Source organism: Streptomyces sp. SID5643, assembly GCF_009872555.1.
GTDB classification, from domain to species: Bacteria; Actinomycetota; Actinomycetes; order Streptomycetales; family Streptomycetaceae; genus Streptomyces; species Streptomyces iakyrus.
This window is the reverse complement of record NZ_WWIC01000314.1, coordinates 1-13,907: the sequence shown is the minus strand read 5'-3', so window position 1 is coordinate 13,907 and position 13,907 is coordinate 1. Positions and strand designations below refer to the sequence as shown.

The following is a 13,907-nucleotide window of genomic DNA, read 5'->3' as shown; positions in this document are numbered from 1 at the left end:
CGCAGGGTATGCCGGGACGAAGCCTTTGGGTACCCGTCGGTAATACGGCTTCACCGCGTGCACACACGCCGCCAGTGACTGCTGGCAACAAACGCGCTGATCAGGACCTTGTGGTGACCGGCGGGTGTGCTTCAGCCTTTTACGATCCCGAGTCGCTCCCTGGCCCCCTCGAACACCGAGGTGCCCTCTTCCTCCTCCGGCGTGCCCCTGGGCATGTCGACGCGCAGTTCGTACATGCGGTCGTCATCGGTGCGGACGACCAGCCGCATGAGCCGCCGGGGGGTCTCGCCCCGGCGGTACGCGGTGTCGGCGAGGGCGGCTTCATGGCCCTGGACGCCGGTGCGGGCGTACCGGGTTTCTCCCCCGGGCTCCTGTGCCGTCCGGGCCTGGTCCGCCGGGGAGGCAGGGGCCCTGTCCCAGAAAAGGAGACGGACCTGGATCGCACCGGTCCGCCCGTCGCCGTAGAGGACCGTGCGGGGCCGGCCGGCCGCGCCGCCGGTCCGGTCGAGCGGGCGGTACTGGCGCGGCAGATGGAGAACGGCCGCCATGTCCGGCTCGGGGTGCGGGCTCCAGACGTCGGTCGTGTCGGCGGCCGGCCCGGCGCTCTCCGCACTGCTGGGCTCGGCGAGTTGCGTGACGGCCCCTATGCCGCCGGCGAGCAGCGCCGAGAGGAGGGCGAGGGGGCCGGGGCGGAGGAGGCTCTGGCGTTTGGGGGGCAGGGGGTCGTGCTGCGTGGCGTGGAGGGGTGGGGCGGCGGAGGCGGGCACGGGTCCGGGCTGGACGACAGGTACGGCCGGCAGGGTCCGGGACACTGCGGCGGGCACCGGGTCGGGCGGGGCTGCGGTCTCGTCATCCGCCTTCCGTATGTGCTCGGCCGTCCGCGCCACCGCCTCGGCCGGTGCCGGCCCGGCCACCGCCTCCAGTTCCTTCGCGACCTCCTCGGCATCCGGCCGCTGTTCGGGGTCCGGCACCAGCAGCCGTGCGATCAGGGGCCCGAGGGGCCCGGCCCGAGTCGGTTCGGGCGGCTCGGCGGCGAGGATCGCGGCGACCGTGGCCTCCGGCGTGGCCCGCAGGAACGGGGACGCGCCCTCGACGGCCGCGAACAACAGGGCACCCAGGGACCACAGGTCGGAGGCGGGCCCGGCGGTGCGGCCGGACATCCGCTCGGGGGCGACGTACTCCGGCGGGCCGGCGGTGGCCTCCCCGCTCCCGGCGTGCAGGTCGTCGCCCTGCACATGGGCGATGCCGAAGTCGGTGACGACGACACGCCGGTGCGGGCCGAGCAGCACATGGGCGGGCTTCACGTCCCGGTGCACGATGCCGACCGCGTGCGCGGCACGCAGGGCACCGAGCACGGCGAGTCCGATCCGGGCGGCTTCGGGCACGTCCATCGGTCCGCGCCGGAGACGGTCGTGGAGGGACTCGCCGGGCACCAGCTCCATGACGATCCACGGCAGTCCGTCGAGCGCCTCGGCCGCGTCGAGTTGGTCGGGGCCCACGGGTCCCAGCTGTTCGTCGTGCTGCTCCGCCTCGACGACCACGTCGTGGATGGTGACGGCGGCGGGATGGTCGACGCGGGCGGCGGCCCGGGCCTCGCGGTGCAGCCGGTGGGCCGCCCGCCGGTGGCTCCCGTCCTGCGGATCGCCCGGCAACCGCGGCTGCCTCACGGCGACTTCACGCTGGGCACGTTCGTCGAGGGCCCGCCAGAGGGTGCCCGTGCCCCCGGAGCCGATGCGCTCGACCAGCCGGTAGCGCCCGCCCACCAGCCGGCCCCGGGCGTCGTCCGTGCCGCCCCCGTCGTTGCTCATGTCCCATCAGTACCCCGCGGGGCGCGTCCTTGTCGACGCGGGTCGTTTCCATCCGGGTCGGAGGGGCGGAATCAGGTCTTGCCGATGTCCAGATTCGCGATCGCCGTGCTCGCCACCTCGCGCCCACGGGCGGTGAAGTCGCTCTTGTCCGGGTAGCTGACGGTGAGTTTGTACATGTCGCCGCCGGGGGTCCGGTAGTAGAAGATCTGGCATTCCCGGGGACGTGGGTTCTCGCTGTCGTCGGTCGTGAAGGGGACGGTGTTCCGGGCGGCCTTCTTATCCCGGTACGTGGTCGTCCTGGGGTCCGTCTTCTTCGGCCCCTCGTCCATGTCCAGCTCGTAGCTGCCGCTCTCCTTGAACCGGGTGTCGTCGTCGTACATCTCGGCGGCCGCGGAGCCCGCGATGTTGCCGCCGGTGTCCTCGGCCTTCTTCTCCAGGCGCAGGTTGATCCAGACGCTGCCGCTCCGGTCGCTGTAGGTGACCCAGTGGTCCTGGTCGGACTTCCGGTCGGGCACGGTCCGCTCGTACCCGGCGGGGACGGCGAGCGACGCGGCGAGGTCCTTCTCCTGCCTGATCTCCCAGCCGTCGGGCAGCGGCCCGGCGAACGGGTCAGCGATCACCAGGTACGCCGTCACCGCCGCCGCGACGATTGCGGCACCCAGTCCGGTCCAGGCCTTGCGGCCGAGCCGTACGCCACCGCCCCGGCCGGCCACCCGCACCGCCTGGGTGGGACGGGCGGCGGGCGGGTTCGCGGCCGCCTCCAGCAGGGCCCGTACCTGCGCGGCGTTCGGGCGGCGGGCCGGGTCCTTGTCCAGCAGGCCGTTGATGGCCTGGGCGAGCGGGCCCGGGGCGGAGGCCGGGGGTGCGGGCGTGGCGTTGAGGACGGACTGGAGCGTGGCCGGGGTGTTGCTGCGGCGGAACGGGGAGACGCCCTCCGTCGCCGCGTACAGCACCACGCCGAGGGACCACAGGTCGCTGGCCGGACCCGGGCGCTGCCCCAGTACGCGCTCGGGGGCGATGTACTCGGGCGAGCCGACGAACCCGCCCGTGTCGGTCAGATTGGTCTCGCCCTCGATCTGGGCGATCCCGAAGTCCGTGAGGACGACCCGGTCGTAGCGGCCGAGCAGCACGTTGTCCGGTTTCACATCACGGTGCAGGATCCCCGCCGCGTGCGCGGCCTCCAGCGCGCCGAGCACCTCCAGGCCGATCCGGGCGGCCTCGCGCGCGGACAGGGTGCCCTCCTGGAGCGCGTCGCCCAGCGAGCGGCCCCGCACCAGCTCCATCACGATCCAGGGCTGGTCCTCCACGACCGCGACATCGTGCACGTCGACGACGGCCGGGTGGTCGAGCCGGGCCGCCGCCCGGGCTTCGCGGCGCATTCGCTCGAAGGCGTTGGCGCGTTCGCGTTCGGGAAGATGCTCCGGGACACGGGGTTCCTTGACGGCGACCTCCCGGTCCACCGTCTCGTCCTTGGCCCGCCACACCGTGCCCATGCCACCGTGCCCGAGCTTGGCCAGCAGCCGGTAACGCCCGGCGATGAGCCGCCCGGCGCCGGGGTCTTCCGGCGCCGGGGCCGGCTGGGAGGGCACGACCTGAGTGGGAGACGCGGCCGGCGTGGCGTAGGGATTGCCCGGTACCGGCGCCTGCTGGTTCGGCGGTTGCAGGACAAAACTCGTCGGCTCGTCGGCTCCGGATCGGGCTCCCCCGTTGCTGCTCATGGGTTCATCCATATCGCGCCAACCGCCCGCGGATCCACAAAGGACGCGAGCCGGTCACAGACCCGTGACTTCACAAGGGGACTGTTCTCCCCCTTTATGGCGCTTCGGGTGATCGGGGACCGGGTGGTGGTGGTCAGGGGGCCGGCGCGGGCGTGCCCGGGGAGGCCGACCGGGGCGGCGGCGTCTTCGGCATCGCCGTCCCGGGCTTCGCCGTCTTCGGCGTCTTCGGCTTCGTCGTCGCGGAACTCGTCGGCGTGGGGCCGCCGTCCCCGGTGCCCTCCTCCCGCAGCAGCGCCGCCGCGGACACCCCCGCCCCCGCCACCGCGGCGACCAGCAGTGCCGCGATGAGCACGCGCCGCGCGGGCTGGCGCAGGAAGGGCTCCTCCGGCCGATCCGGACCGGGCAGGGCTGCGGGCGGCCCGGGCGGTTGTCCTCCGACGGGATCCTGCGGCGGCCTGCGCGGTACGTCCCCCGCCGCCGCGTACCCGGGCGACGAACCGGACCCGGCCGGCGGCGCCGGCGGTGTAACGCCCGTGTCGCGGAAGGCCTGGAGCATCCGCTCGGCCCGGTCCGCGTCCAGCCGCCGGTCCGGATCCCGTTCCAGCAGGCCGCGCACGACGGGCATGAGCGGCCCGGCCTGCGCGGGCGGCTGGATGTCGCCCACGACGACGGCGTGCAGGATGCCGCCCAGGGAGTCGCGGTGGAACGGTGACTCCCCGCTGAGGGCGGCGCACAACAGCGCGCCCAGCGACCACAGGTCGGACTCGGGCCCGGTCCGCACCCCGGACATCCGCTCGGGCGCGGTGTACTCGGGCGAGCCGACGAAGGCCCCGTTCTCGGTGAGCGTGGGGGCGCCCGCGACCTGGGCGATGCCGAAGTCGCTGAGGACGACCCGGTCGGTGCCGGTCTCCAGCAGCACGTTGTCCGGCTTGAGGTCACGGTGCAGCACCCCGGCCGCGTGCGCGGCGCCCAGAGCTCCGAGCAGCGCGATGCCGATGCGGGCCGCTTCGGCGGCATCGACCGGGCCCCGCTGGGCGAGCCGGTCGGCGAGCGAACCGCCCGCAATCAACTCCATGACGATGTACGGGCGTTCGCCGTCCTCCACGACATCGTGGACGACGATGATGTGCGGGTGGCTCAGCTGGGCGACGGCCCGGGCCTCACGCAGCGTGCGGTCCCGCTGCCGGCGCGCCTGCGCCGCGGAGAGCGTCTCGTCGTAGGGGAGCTCCTTGACGGCCACGCTCCGGCCGAGCAGTTGGTCGGTCGCCCGCCAGACCACGCCCATGCCGCCGTGCCCGAGTTTCTCCTCAAGCCGGTAACGGCCCGCGATGACACGCCTGTTGTGCCCCTCGGTCCCCATGCGGCCATGATGCCCCAACGGACGGAACCACTCCGGGGCGGCGCGGCGCGGGTGGCCGAAACAGACAGCCCCGCGTCAGTGGGCGGCTCGTGAGGTGCCGGCGTCGGCCTCAGCGAGGATCCCGAGTTTGACCAGGCGCAGGACTCCCTCGGGGGGGACAGGTCCCACCCAGCAGTGGTCCGGGAAGAGCAGCCCCAACGGGCAGTGGACCTTCACCGCGGTCCGAGCGGCCGGGCGCCGTCAGGAAACGGGAAACCAGGCCGAGAGACGTTGACAACTGGAGCCCCTTCCTTCCATCATCACCATTCCACTAATCGAGTAGTGGAATGGTGATGGAGGGGAGTGGTGGCCGTGGAGTACCGCATCGACAGGCGGAGCGGTGTCCCTGCCTTCCAGCAGATCGTGCAGCAGACCAAGCAGGCTCTGCGGCTGGGCGTACTGGTGCCGGGCGACCGGCTGCCCACCGCCAAGGAGGTCTCCGAGACGAGCGCGGTCAACCCGAACACCACCCTCAAGGCGTACCGCGAGCTGGAGCGCGAGGGCCTGGTCGAACCGCGACCGGGCCAGGGCACCTTCGTACGCCGCACGCTGGGCAGCCCGGAGACGGGCACCGACTCGCCGCTGTACGGGGAGCTGGTGGCGTGGATGGCGAAGGCGGCAGGGGCCGGTCTGGAGCAGGAGGACGTGGCCGCGCTGGTCGCGTCGGCGCTGGAGAAGCAGTACGCCGCCGGGACCACGGCGGTCACGGGGGCCAGGACAACGAGGAGCACAGGTGAGTGACGTCATGTACGCGGGGGGGGGCCGGCGCTTGAGGCACACGGACTGGGGATGCGCTACCGGCGGGGCTGGGCGCTGCGGGACTGCACCTTCCGGCTCCCGGCCGGCAGGATCTGCGGGCTGGTCGGCCCCAACGGGGCGGGCAAGACCACCCTGCTGAACATCGCGGCCCATGTCCTGAAGCCGACGCAGGGCTCGCTCAGTCTGTTCGGCGAGGCGCCGGGCTCGGTGGAGTCCGGTCGGCGTACGGCCTTCCTCGCGCAGGAGAAGCCGCTGTTCCGTCGCTTCACCGTGGCGGAGACCCTGCGGCTGGGGCGGGAACTGAACCCCGGCTGGGACCAGCGCGCCGCCGAGGACATCGTCCGCGCGGGCAACGTGCCCTTCGACGCGAAGATCGGCACTCTCTCCGGCGGCCAGCGCACTCGCGTCGCTGTCGCCCTCGCCTTCGGCAAGCGCCCCGACCTGCTGCTGCTCGACGAGCCGATGGCGGACCTCGACCCGGTCGTGCGCCACGAACTCATGGGCACCCTCCTCGCCGAAGCCGGCGAGCGCGGCACCACCGTGGTGATGTCGACCCACGTCCTTGCCGAGCTGGAGAACGTGTGCGACTTCCTCGTCGTCGTCTCCGGCGGCGGAGTGCGCGTCGCCGGTGACGTGGACGAGCTGATGACCATGCACACCGTGGTCACCGGGGCCAGGGAGGGTGAGAACCTGCCCGCCTTCCTCGGGTACCACACCCTCGTCGAAGCCCGGACCAGCGGACGGCAGTTCACCGCGCTCATCCGCCCGGAGGGCCCGGTCACCGGCCCCTGGGAGGTGGCCGCCCCGAGCATGGAGGGACTCCTGCTCGCCTATCTCCGCTCACCCGACGCACCCACGCTGATCACTCCCACCGCCCAGGTCCAGGGCCAGGCGTTCGACACCGGGACGGTGGCGGCATGAGCACCTCCACCAACCCCTCGATCCACGGCAGGAACGGCACGGCGAACCGGACGATGAACGCGATGACGAACGCAACCAGGAACGGACCCGGGCACGGGGCCGGGAAGGCGAGCACCCCGGAGGCCACCCGGCGCCCCCGCCTCAGCGGTATGACCTGGCTGGTCTGGCGCCAGCACCGGGCCGCGTTCTGGACCCTCCTCGCCGCCACCGTGCTCTGCGTGGCCTGGATGGTCTACCAGCGCGCCCAGATGATGGACTTCCTCCACGCCTACGGCTTTCCCGCCAAGAACCTCGACGACGCGGGAAAGCAGTTCGACCCCTACATCGGCGCGTTCACTTCCGTCACCACCGGCCTCACGGCGATACCCGTCATGCTCGGTGTCCTCCTCGGCGCCCCGCTGCTCGCAGGCGACCTGGAGAACGGCACGGCCAAGCTGATCGCCGCCCAGTCCGTGAGCCGCAACCGCTGGCTCGCCACGAAGCTGGCGCTGACCGGGCTGGTGGTGACCGTGACCACGGTCACGCTGTCGGCTGTGTTCGCCTGGTGGTGGAACCCCGTCAAGCTCCATTACCTGGACATCGACTGGACCTCCCGGGAGTTCTTCAACACCACGGGCCCGGCGCCCGTCGCCCTCGCCCTCCTCTCCGTGTTCGGCGGGGTGCTGATCGGCGTGATCCTGCGCCGCACGCTGGCGGCCATGGTCGTGACCCTCGGATTCACCGTCGCCCTCCAGGCCGTCTGGGGCTACTTCAAGCTGTCGCTCGGCGACATCCTCACAGCCACCAGCAAGCCGGTCAGTCCCGGCACCACGATCACCTTCCCGTCGGTGCCCCGCACCGCGCACGTGGTCGACACCTCGTATGTCAGCGGCAGCGGGAAGCCCTTCGACTTGACCACGTGTACGGACACGCTGTCGGAGCAGGCGACCACGTCGTGCATGAAGAAGGCGGACATCGTCGGCGCGTCGATCGACTACATCCCCATCTCGCAGATGAGCAGTATGCAGTGGTTCGGCGCGTCGGTCCTGTTCGCCCTGACCGCCGGCATCGTGGTCTTCCTCTTCGTCTGGGGTCGCAAGCGGCTCGTCTGAGGAGCCGGACATGCCCCGACGGGGGCACTCGCTCTCCACCATCCCACCGAAGGAGGCGAGCGGTTGAGGCTTCGACGCCCCCGCTCACCTCCGCGGCCCTCACTGCGGCCCCGACACCCGGTGACGACCCCGCCGAACAGGCCGCCAACGTGCAATCCACACGGCGACACCGGGCTCCCACCTGCCGCACCATGCCGCTGGTGCCGAACAGTCCCATGGAGGAAATATGCGCACCCGTACCCGCACCCGTACAGCCATCACAGCCATCCTGCTCGCCCTCGCCGCTACGACAGCCGCCTGCGGCAGCAGCGGCGACAAGCCCGACCTCGCCGCCTGCAAGGCCGCCATGGAGAAGCAGTACAACGACGGCAGGAAGAGCGAACAAGGCAAGCGCCCGGACGTATGCGAGGGCGTCGACACCAAGACCATGGACCAGTACACCCAGGAAATCTTCGACGACCAGACGACCAGGTAAGTCGAGGACCTGGAGACATCGGCGCCGGCTTGAGACGGATCCGCCGGAGTCTTCAGCGCCTGCGACGGGGCTGAGGCCCGCAGCCGACCGGCAGATTCCGACTCGCCACCACACCATCAGGCGACAGCAGATCCACTCTGGAACTCACGAACCGCCCCCTCAGAAGTGCCCCTGCTTCAGGCGGTCTTCTCCTGCCAGCCCTGGAGCAGCGAGGTGAACTGCTTGCGCGCGGTCGCCCAGTCCGCGGCCGGAGCCGATATGTAGAGCGCGTACTCGGTGCCGTCGCGGGCGATGTACGTCTCCTCGACGGCCCGGCGCGGACCGGGGAACTTGATGTCCTTGGGCTGGGCGGTCCAGGTGTACTCCCACCGGGCGCCCTCCCGGTCACGGTAGACGTTGCGCTCCAGCGTGACCCGCTTGTAGTCGACCAGCCCCTGAAGCTGCTGCTCCAGGTCGAGCTGGTGCGCGTAGGGGTCGGCGAAGTCCGGTGACGTGTCGATGGCGATGCGGACGAAGTGCCGGCCGCCGTCCGGCGAGTAGTCGATCTGCCTGAGCTCGCCCTGCGGTCCGAAGGGCTTGCGCTTCCAGCCCTTGGGCAGGTAAAGGCTGAACCCCGCGGGGTCGTTGTAGCGGGTCCAGCTGACCGGAACCGAACTGCCGGGCCGTTTTGTGGGGTTCTGGTCCTCGGTGCCGACGCTCTGTGACGGGCGGCTCCCGTTCCACTGCTGGAGCACCACGGCCGTGCCTCCACCGATGATGGCCGCGAGCGCGACGACCAGGGCGACGGTGCGCAGCCGGTGGCGCCTGCCCGAACCGGCCGGCTGCGGGCCGGCCGTCGGGCCCCCGACGGCCGGGTCGGCGTGGCCCCCGGAACCGGTCGGGCCGGTGTGACCGGTCGGGCCGTTGTGACCGGTCGGGCCGTAGGGCGTGGTGCCGGCCGTGGACGTCCCGGCGGCCGGGGTGCCGGCCAGGGGCGGGAGCGGTGTCCCGGTGTGCGAGCCCGAACCGGTGCTGAAGCCGGTGCCCCCGGTGGCCATGTGTCCGGTGCCGGCGTGTCCGGTGCCGGGGGCACCCGTGGTCGCCGTGGTGGCCGCCCTCGCGTCCGGGCCGCTGTGGGCGTCCCGGTACGGCGTCGTCCCTCCGTACGGCGACGGCCCCCCGTACTGCGTGGGCACATACGCCTGCGCCCCGTCCGGCCGCCGCCCCTCCGCCGCCTCGGCGAGCATGTGCTCGGCCTCGGACGCGTCGGGCCGGGTGCCCGGGTCCTTGCGCAGCAGGGCGGTGACGACCGGCGCGAGCGGACCGGCGTGCCGGAGTTCGGCGGCCTCCTCCTCGACCACGGCCTGCATGGTGGAAAGGGGTGTGGTGCGGCGGAACGGTGACCGGCCCTCCACCGCCGTGTAGAGCGTCGCGCCGAGCGCCCACAGGTCGGAGGACGGGCCCGGGTCGTGGCCGCGCACCCGCTCGGGCGCCAGGTAGTCGACGGAGCCGACGACCTCTCCGGTGCGCGTGATGGTCGTGTCGCCCTCGATCTGCGCGATGCCGAAGTCCGTGAGCAGCACGCGTCCGTCCCGGGCGAGGAGGACGTTGCCCGGCTTGATGTCGCGGTGCAGGACCCCGGCGGTGTGCGCGGCGCGCAGGGCCCGCAGCACCCAGAGGCCGATGCGGGCGGCCTCGCGCGGCTCGACGCGCCCCTCCTCCTTGACCGCGTCGGCCAGGGAGCGGCCCTCGACCAGCTCCATCACGATCCACGGGCGGCCGTCGTGCTCCAGTACGTCGTGCACCGTGACGACCGCGGAGTGGTTGATCCGGGCGGCGGCCCTGGCCTCCGCCCGGGTCCGGGCCAGCAGGATCGCCTGCTCGCTCTCGGAGACGTAGAGGGCGGCCGTCAGTTCCTTGATGGCGACCGACCGGTGCAGCACCTCGTCATGTGCGCGCCAGACCCGGCCCATGCCGCCACTGCCGATGGATTCGGCCAGCCGGTAGCGGCCTGCGACGAGCAGGCCCTGCATCTGATTCACGTTGCCCCGCAATGGTCTTGACAGGGTCAGCGTAAGGACCCGTCCTCACGCTGGGAACAAGCGGGGTACCACGGTGACCGCACTGTAACGGTTGTCGACTCCCGGGACGGGAGGCAACCAGAGGGTGAACCGCGGCGTACACGCGGCGCGCCGGTCGCTCACCCCGTGACCTTGTACGTGGCAGCCGCCTGCTCGTACAGCCGTGTCACCTCGTCCCGTTCGGACTCCGGGCCGCGGACCTGGACCACGTGGTAGCGCCCGTCGACCAGCATCGCGAGGTTGCGGACGTACAGTTCACCCCCGTCGCCCCCGGTCCAGGTGAACTGGCCCTCGGCCATGGTCCGTCCGCCCACCTCGATCGTCTTCAGCCCGGTGGAGGTGGCCCAGCTGGAGTCGCGGTACGGCTGCAGCTCACGCTCCCGCTCCCGCTGGTAGGCCATGGGGTCGTCACCGTACTGCGACGCGCTGTCCCGGCCCGCCACGACGATGAGCTCGAAGTCGCCCTTGGAGTAGACGACCTGGCCGCTGCCGCTCCGCGGGGTGCGGTCGAAGCCCTTGGCGACGGCGACCTGGAAGCCCGCCGAGTCCTTGCGCAGGGTGAAGCCGTCGGCGACGTCCGGGCCGGTGGTCTGCGTCTCGGTGGTGCCGGCCGACGACTTGGGGCTCTTCTCCGGCCCGGGAGAGGTCTGGTCGGGCCGGGGCTCGCTGCTGGCGTCCGGCTCGGGCGCCCGGCTGACCTCACCGGCGGCACCGGTGCGGTCGGTGCCGTCCGAGCCGTCGGTCCCCGACTTGGGCATGAAGAGCATGGCGTAGGCGATCGCCGCAGCCATCGCGAGCAGGACCAGCACCAGCAGGGTGCGGCCGAGGCGGTGCGGCGAACCGGACTCCTTCCGGGCCCGTTTGTGCCGCCCGTGATGGGCGGGCAGCCCGGCCTTCCGCCTGCGCACGAGCTCGCCCCGGCGCCGTACGACGGGCAGTCGGCGGGCGTCCACGGGCGGTGCCGGGACGACGTGCACCCCGGCCTCCGGCTCGGGCGCCGAGCGCACCAGCGAACGCAGCCAGCCGCGTACTTCCTCGAAGTCCAGGCGCTCGGTGGGGTCCTGCCGCAGCAGCGACTCCACGACCGGCCGCAGCGGCCCGCACTCCTCGGCGTACGCGGGCGGTTCCGCGCACACCATCTGCACCAGCTCGGCCGTGGACTCCTCCGGGTAGGGCGCGTGCCCCTGCACGGCCCTGAAGAGCAGGGCGCCGAGTGCCCAGAGGTCGGTCGCGGGACCGATCGGCGCGGCCAGCTGCCAGTTCTCGTGCACAGGGCCGGCCTGCTCCGGTGCCCAGCGTTCCGTGACGGGCCCGACCACGGCCATCCGCGCCTGCCGCGCCCGCTCGGCGGCCAGCGCCGTGGCCGGACCGCGCCGGGGAGCGGGGGTGTCGGCGACCAGGTCGTCCCAGCGGGTGGGCTCGCCGTGGGCCGCGGTGTCGGGGGCCGGGGGGAGCACCGCCTGCTCCCGGCCCTGCGGCACGGGCGCCCCGCCGGTGGTGCCGCGCGGGGTGGCGCCGTGCCATGCCGTGGTCCGTGGATTTCCGCCCACGCCGTAGGGGTCCGCGATCCGCCCGGGCGGTACGGCGCCGGGGGCGGTGCCCTGCCCGGGGATGTACGGGGACTGCGCCGACCCGTTGCCGTAGGGCGCGGCCCCGCCGTCCGGTGCGGGGCGGGCTCCGGGCAGGGCCGCCCGCCCGCCCTGCTGCGCCTCCTGCACCCGTGCGGCGGCCCGGGCACCGGCCCGGTAGGCCGCGATCGCCCCGGCACGCGCCGCCCGGGGGTCCCCGCTCTCCTCCACCGCTCCGCGCGCCGGTACGACCGGGCCGCCCCCCGTGGTCTCGCCTCCTGCCGAGGGCAGTCCCCTGGCCTCCCGGGCCTCGATGGCGGCGCGCCGCGCGGCCTCGGGGTCGCCGGCACCACCGGCCGGCCCGGGTCCCCCCGGACCGCCCGCGCCGTTGAGCGGCCCTGCGCCGCCCTCGTGCCCCGGCCGGCGCCCGGAGTCCTCGAAGGGCGGTTCCGGAACCGGGTCGTACCCGCACAGGGCCTCTTCGGCCGCGCCCACCGCCAGCCCGGTCAGCATCACCCGGCCGTCGTCGCAGACGAGCACCGTCCGCGCGGTGATGTTCCGGTGCACCCAGCCGTGCGCGTGCAGCACGCGAAGGGCCATCAGGACGTCGGAGGCCACCTCGGCCGCACGGTAGGGCGTCAGCGGCTTCTCGGCCAGCAGCGCCGCCAGCGGGCGTGCGGCCACCAACTCGCTGACGATCCACAGCGAACCGCCCTCGGCGAACACGTCGAAGACCTGGTCGAGCCGGGGGTGGTCGGGGATCGCCGCCGCGGCCTGCGCGGCCTCGACCGCGCGCCGCACCACCGGATCCGCGGGCCGCCGGGCGCCCGCGCGGGCGCCGGAACGCCGCGCACCACCGTCACGTGCCGTGAAACCGTCGGGCAGCCCCTCCGCGTCGAGGACCTCGGCCTCGACCACCTCGGGCAACGGCACCTGACGGACCAGGACTTCCTGCCCGCTGTAGGTGTCGAAGGCCCGGGTCTCGGTGAGTTCGTACTCGTCGGACGGCGGCAGCGGCAGGCGGTAGCGGTCGGCGAGCACCCGGCCCGCGTAGTCGTCCACGTTGCCTCCCCCGGCAGCCCGTTCGGTCACATCCGTTCGCCCCGCGGTCCGCTTCGGCTGCGCACGGTCCGCAAACATTTACGATACGTGCCGCAGGCAACCCGCAATGCGGGGATGCCAGATCTCACTCCCCAAACCCGGGGCGCCTCATGCTCAGGACTTGGGTTCGAAGGTCGTCGTCAGCGTCCGCCAGGTCTCCTTGCGCGACGCGTCGTCCCAGCCGGCCGCCTTCGCCGTGTACATCAGCGCGTACCCCTGCCGGTCGTCGACCACGAAACCCCGGTCGATCGTCCGGTACTTGGTGCCGCCGTCCGTGTAGGTGAACTCCCAGTCGGCCGTGTTCCAGCCGCGGTAGTCCACCTTCTCTATGCGGATCTTCTGATACTGCGCGCGCACCATGAAGCGTTCCTGGTTCTTCCAGTCCGCCACCGGGTCGCCCTTGGGCGTGGACGTCCAGGCGATGAGCAGCTTCTGTCCGTCGGGGCCGGTGAAGCGGTCGCCCGCCGCGCCCGTGGACCGGTACTTCCACCCCTTCGGCAGACCGATCGAGTACCCCTGGTCGCCCTGGTGAGTCGACTCCGCCGCGGTGCCCTTCCCGCCGCCGGTGCCGCCCTCGTCCGCGGAACCGTTCGCCCCGCCGCCCGGCTTGCTGTCCGAGGCGGACCCGGACGGGGCGGGCTGGGTCTCCCCGCTGTCCGTGCGCGTGCCATCGGCTTTGTCGCCCTTGGTGTCGCCGCTGCTCGACGCCGTCGCGACGGTCTTCCCGCCGCCCTCGCCGGACGCACCCTTCCCGTCCTCGCCGTCACCGCTGAGCGCGATCGCGAGCACGGTGCCGATCACGGCGAGCACCACGACCACCGCGATGATCATCAGGGTCCGCCGCGGCACCACGTCGGTGAGCGGCGCCCGGGGCACGGGCCGCGGCGGCAGGTCGGGCGGCGGCATGACGGGCCAGCCCGAACTCCGTCCCCCGGACGCCGTCTTCGCCTCCGGCCCACTCCGCTCACCGGCACCGGCGCCTGTGCCGGCGGCCGCCGAGCCCGACC

General features: G+C 73.0%; 10 protein-coding genes. 4 read left to right on the top strand and 6 right to left on the bottom strand.

All coding sequences use genetic code 11. The annotated features are described in order from the left end of the window. Positions 1-131 precede the first annotated feature (131 nt). From GTY56_RS33700 to GTY56_RS33690, 3 genes are all read right to left on the bottom strand, one after another. Complete coding sequence (locus GTY56_RS33700; protein WP_161369081.1) at positions 132-1,808, bottom strand: serine/threonine-protein kinase; 1,677 nt, start codon at positions 1,806-1,808, stop codon at positions 132-134. Positions 1,809-1,879: 71 nt separating this feature from the next. After that, the gene (locus GTY56_RS33695) at positions 1,880-3,526 is read right to left on the bottom strand and encodes a serine/threonine-protein kinase (protein WP_161369080.1); all 1,647 of its coding nucleotides are present in this window, start codon (positions 3,524-3,526) and stop codon (positions 1,880-1,882) included. A gap of 133 nt (positions 3,527-3,659) precedes the next feature. Then, positions 3,660-4,886: a serine/threonine-protein kinase gene (locus GTY56_RS33690; protein WP_161369079.1), complete on the bottom strand. Its 1,227-nt coding sequence runs from the start codon at positions 4,884-4,886 to the stop codon at positions 3,660-3,662. A 342-nt stretch (positions 4,887-5,228) separates the two neighbouring features. Here GTY56_RS33690 and GTY56_RS33685 point away from each other — a divergent pair, with 342 nt between their 5' ends. The 4 genes from GTY56_RS33685 (at position 5,229) to GTY56_RS33670 (ending at position 8,171) form a co-directional block, all read left to right on the top strand. After that, the gene (locus GTY56_RS33685) at positions 5,229-5,666 is read left to right on the top strand and encodes a GntR family transcriptional regulator (RefSeq protein WP_161369078.1); all 438 of its coding nucleotides are present in this window, start codon (positions 5,229-5,231) and stop codon (positions 5,664-5,666) included. A gap of 48 nt (positions 5,667-5,714) precedes the next feature. Continuing rightward, entirely contained in the window at positions 5,715-6,605 is an 891-nt protein-coding gene (locus tag GTY56_RS33680) for an ABC transporter ATP-binding protein (protein WP_237525154.1), read from the top strand. Continuing rightward, complete coding sequence (locus tag GTY56_RS33675) at positions 6,602-7,696, top strand: ABC-2 membrane transporter-related protein (RefSeq protein WP_237525153.1); 1,095 nt, start codon at positions 6,602-6,604, stop codon at positions 7,694-7,696. The genes GTY56_RS33680 and GTY56_RS33675 overlap by 4 nt, the downstream gene beginning before the upstream one ends. A 226-nt stretch (positions 7,697-7,922) precedes the next feature. Next, positions 7,923-8,171, top strand: a complete 249-nt coding sequence (locus tag GTY56_RS33670; protein ID WP_161369076.1) for a hypothetical protein — start codon at positions 7,923-7,925, stop codon at positions 8,169-8,171. A gap of 176 nt (positions 8,172-8,347) precedes the next feature. Here the strand turns inward: GTY56_RS33670 and GTY56_RS33665 are convergent, their stop codons facing one another. The 3 genes from GTY56_RS33665 to GTY56_RS33655 form a co-directional block, all read right to left on the bottom strand. Further along, positions 8,348-10,183, bottom strand: coding sequence for a serine/threonine-protein kinase (locus GTY56_RS33665; protein ID WP_161369105.1), 1,836 nt, complete (start codon positions 10,181-10,183; stop codon positions 8,348-8,350). 167 nt (positions 10,184-10,350) lie between these two features. Beyond that, positions 10,351-12,861 carry a serine/threonine kinase C-terminal domain-containing protein gene (locus GTY56_RS33660; RefSeq protein WP_161369074.1) on the bottom strand — a complete coding sequence of 837 codons (2,511 nt, stop codon included), beginning with the start codon at positions 12,859-12,861 and terminating at the stop codon, positions 10,351-10,353. A gap of 153 nt (positions 12,862-13,014) precedes the next feature. Further along, on the bottom strand, positions 13,015-13,907 hold an 893-nt coding region (locus GTY56_RS33655; protein WP_524540172.1), incomplete at its 5' end, for a serine/threonine kinase C-terminal domain-containing protein.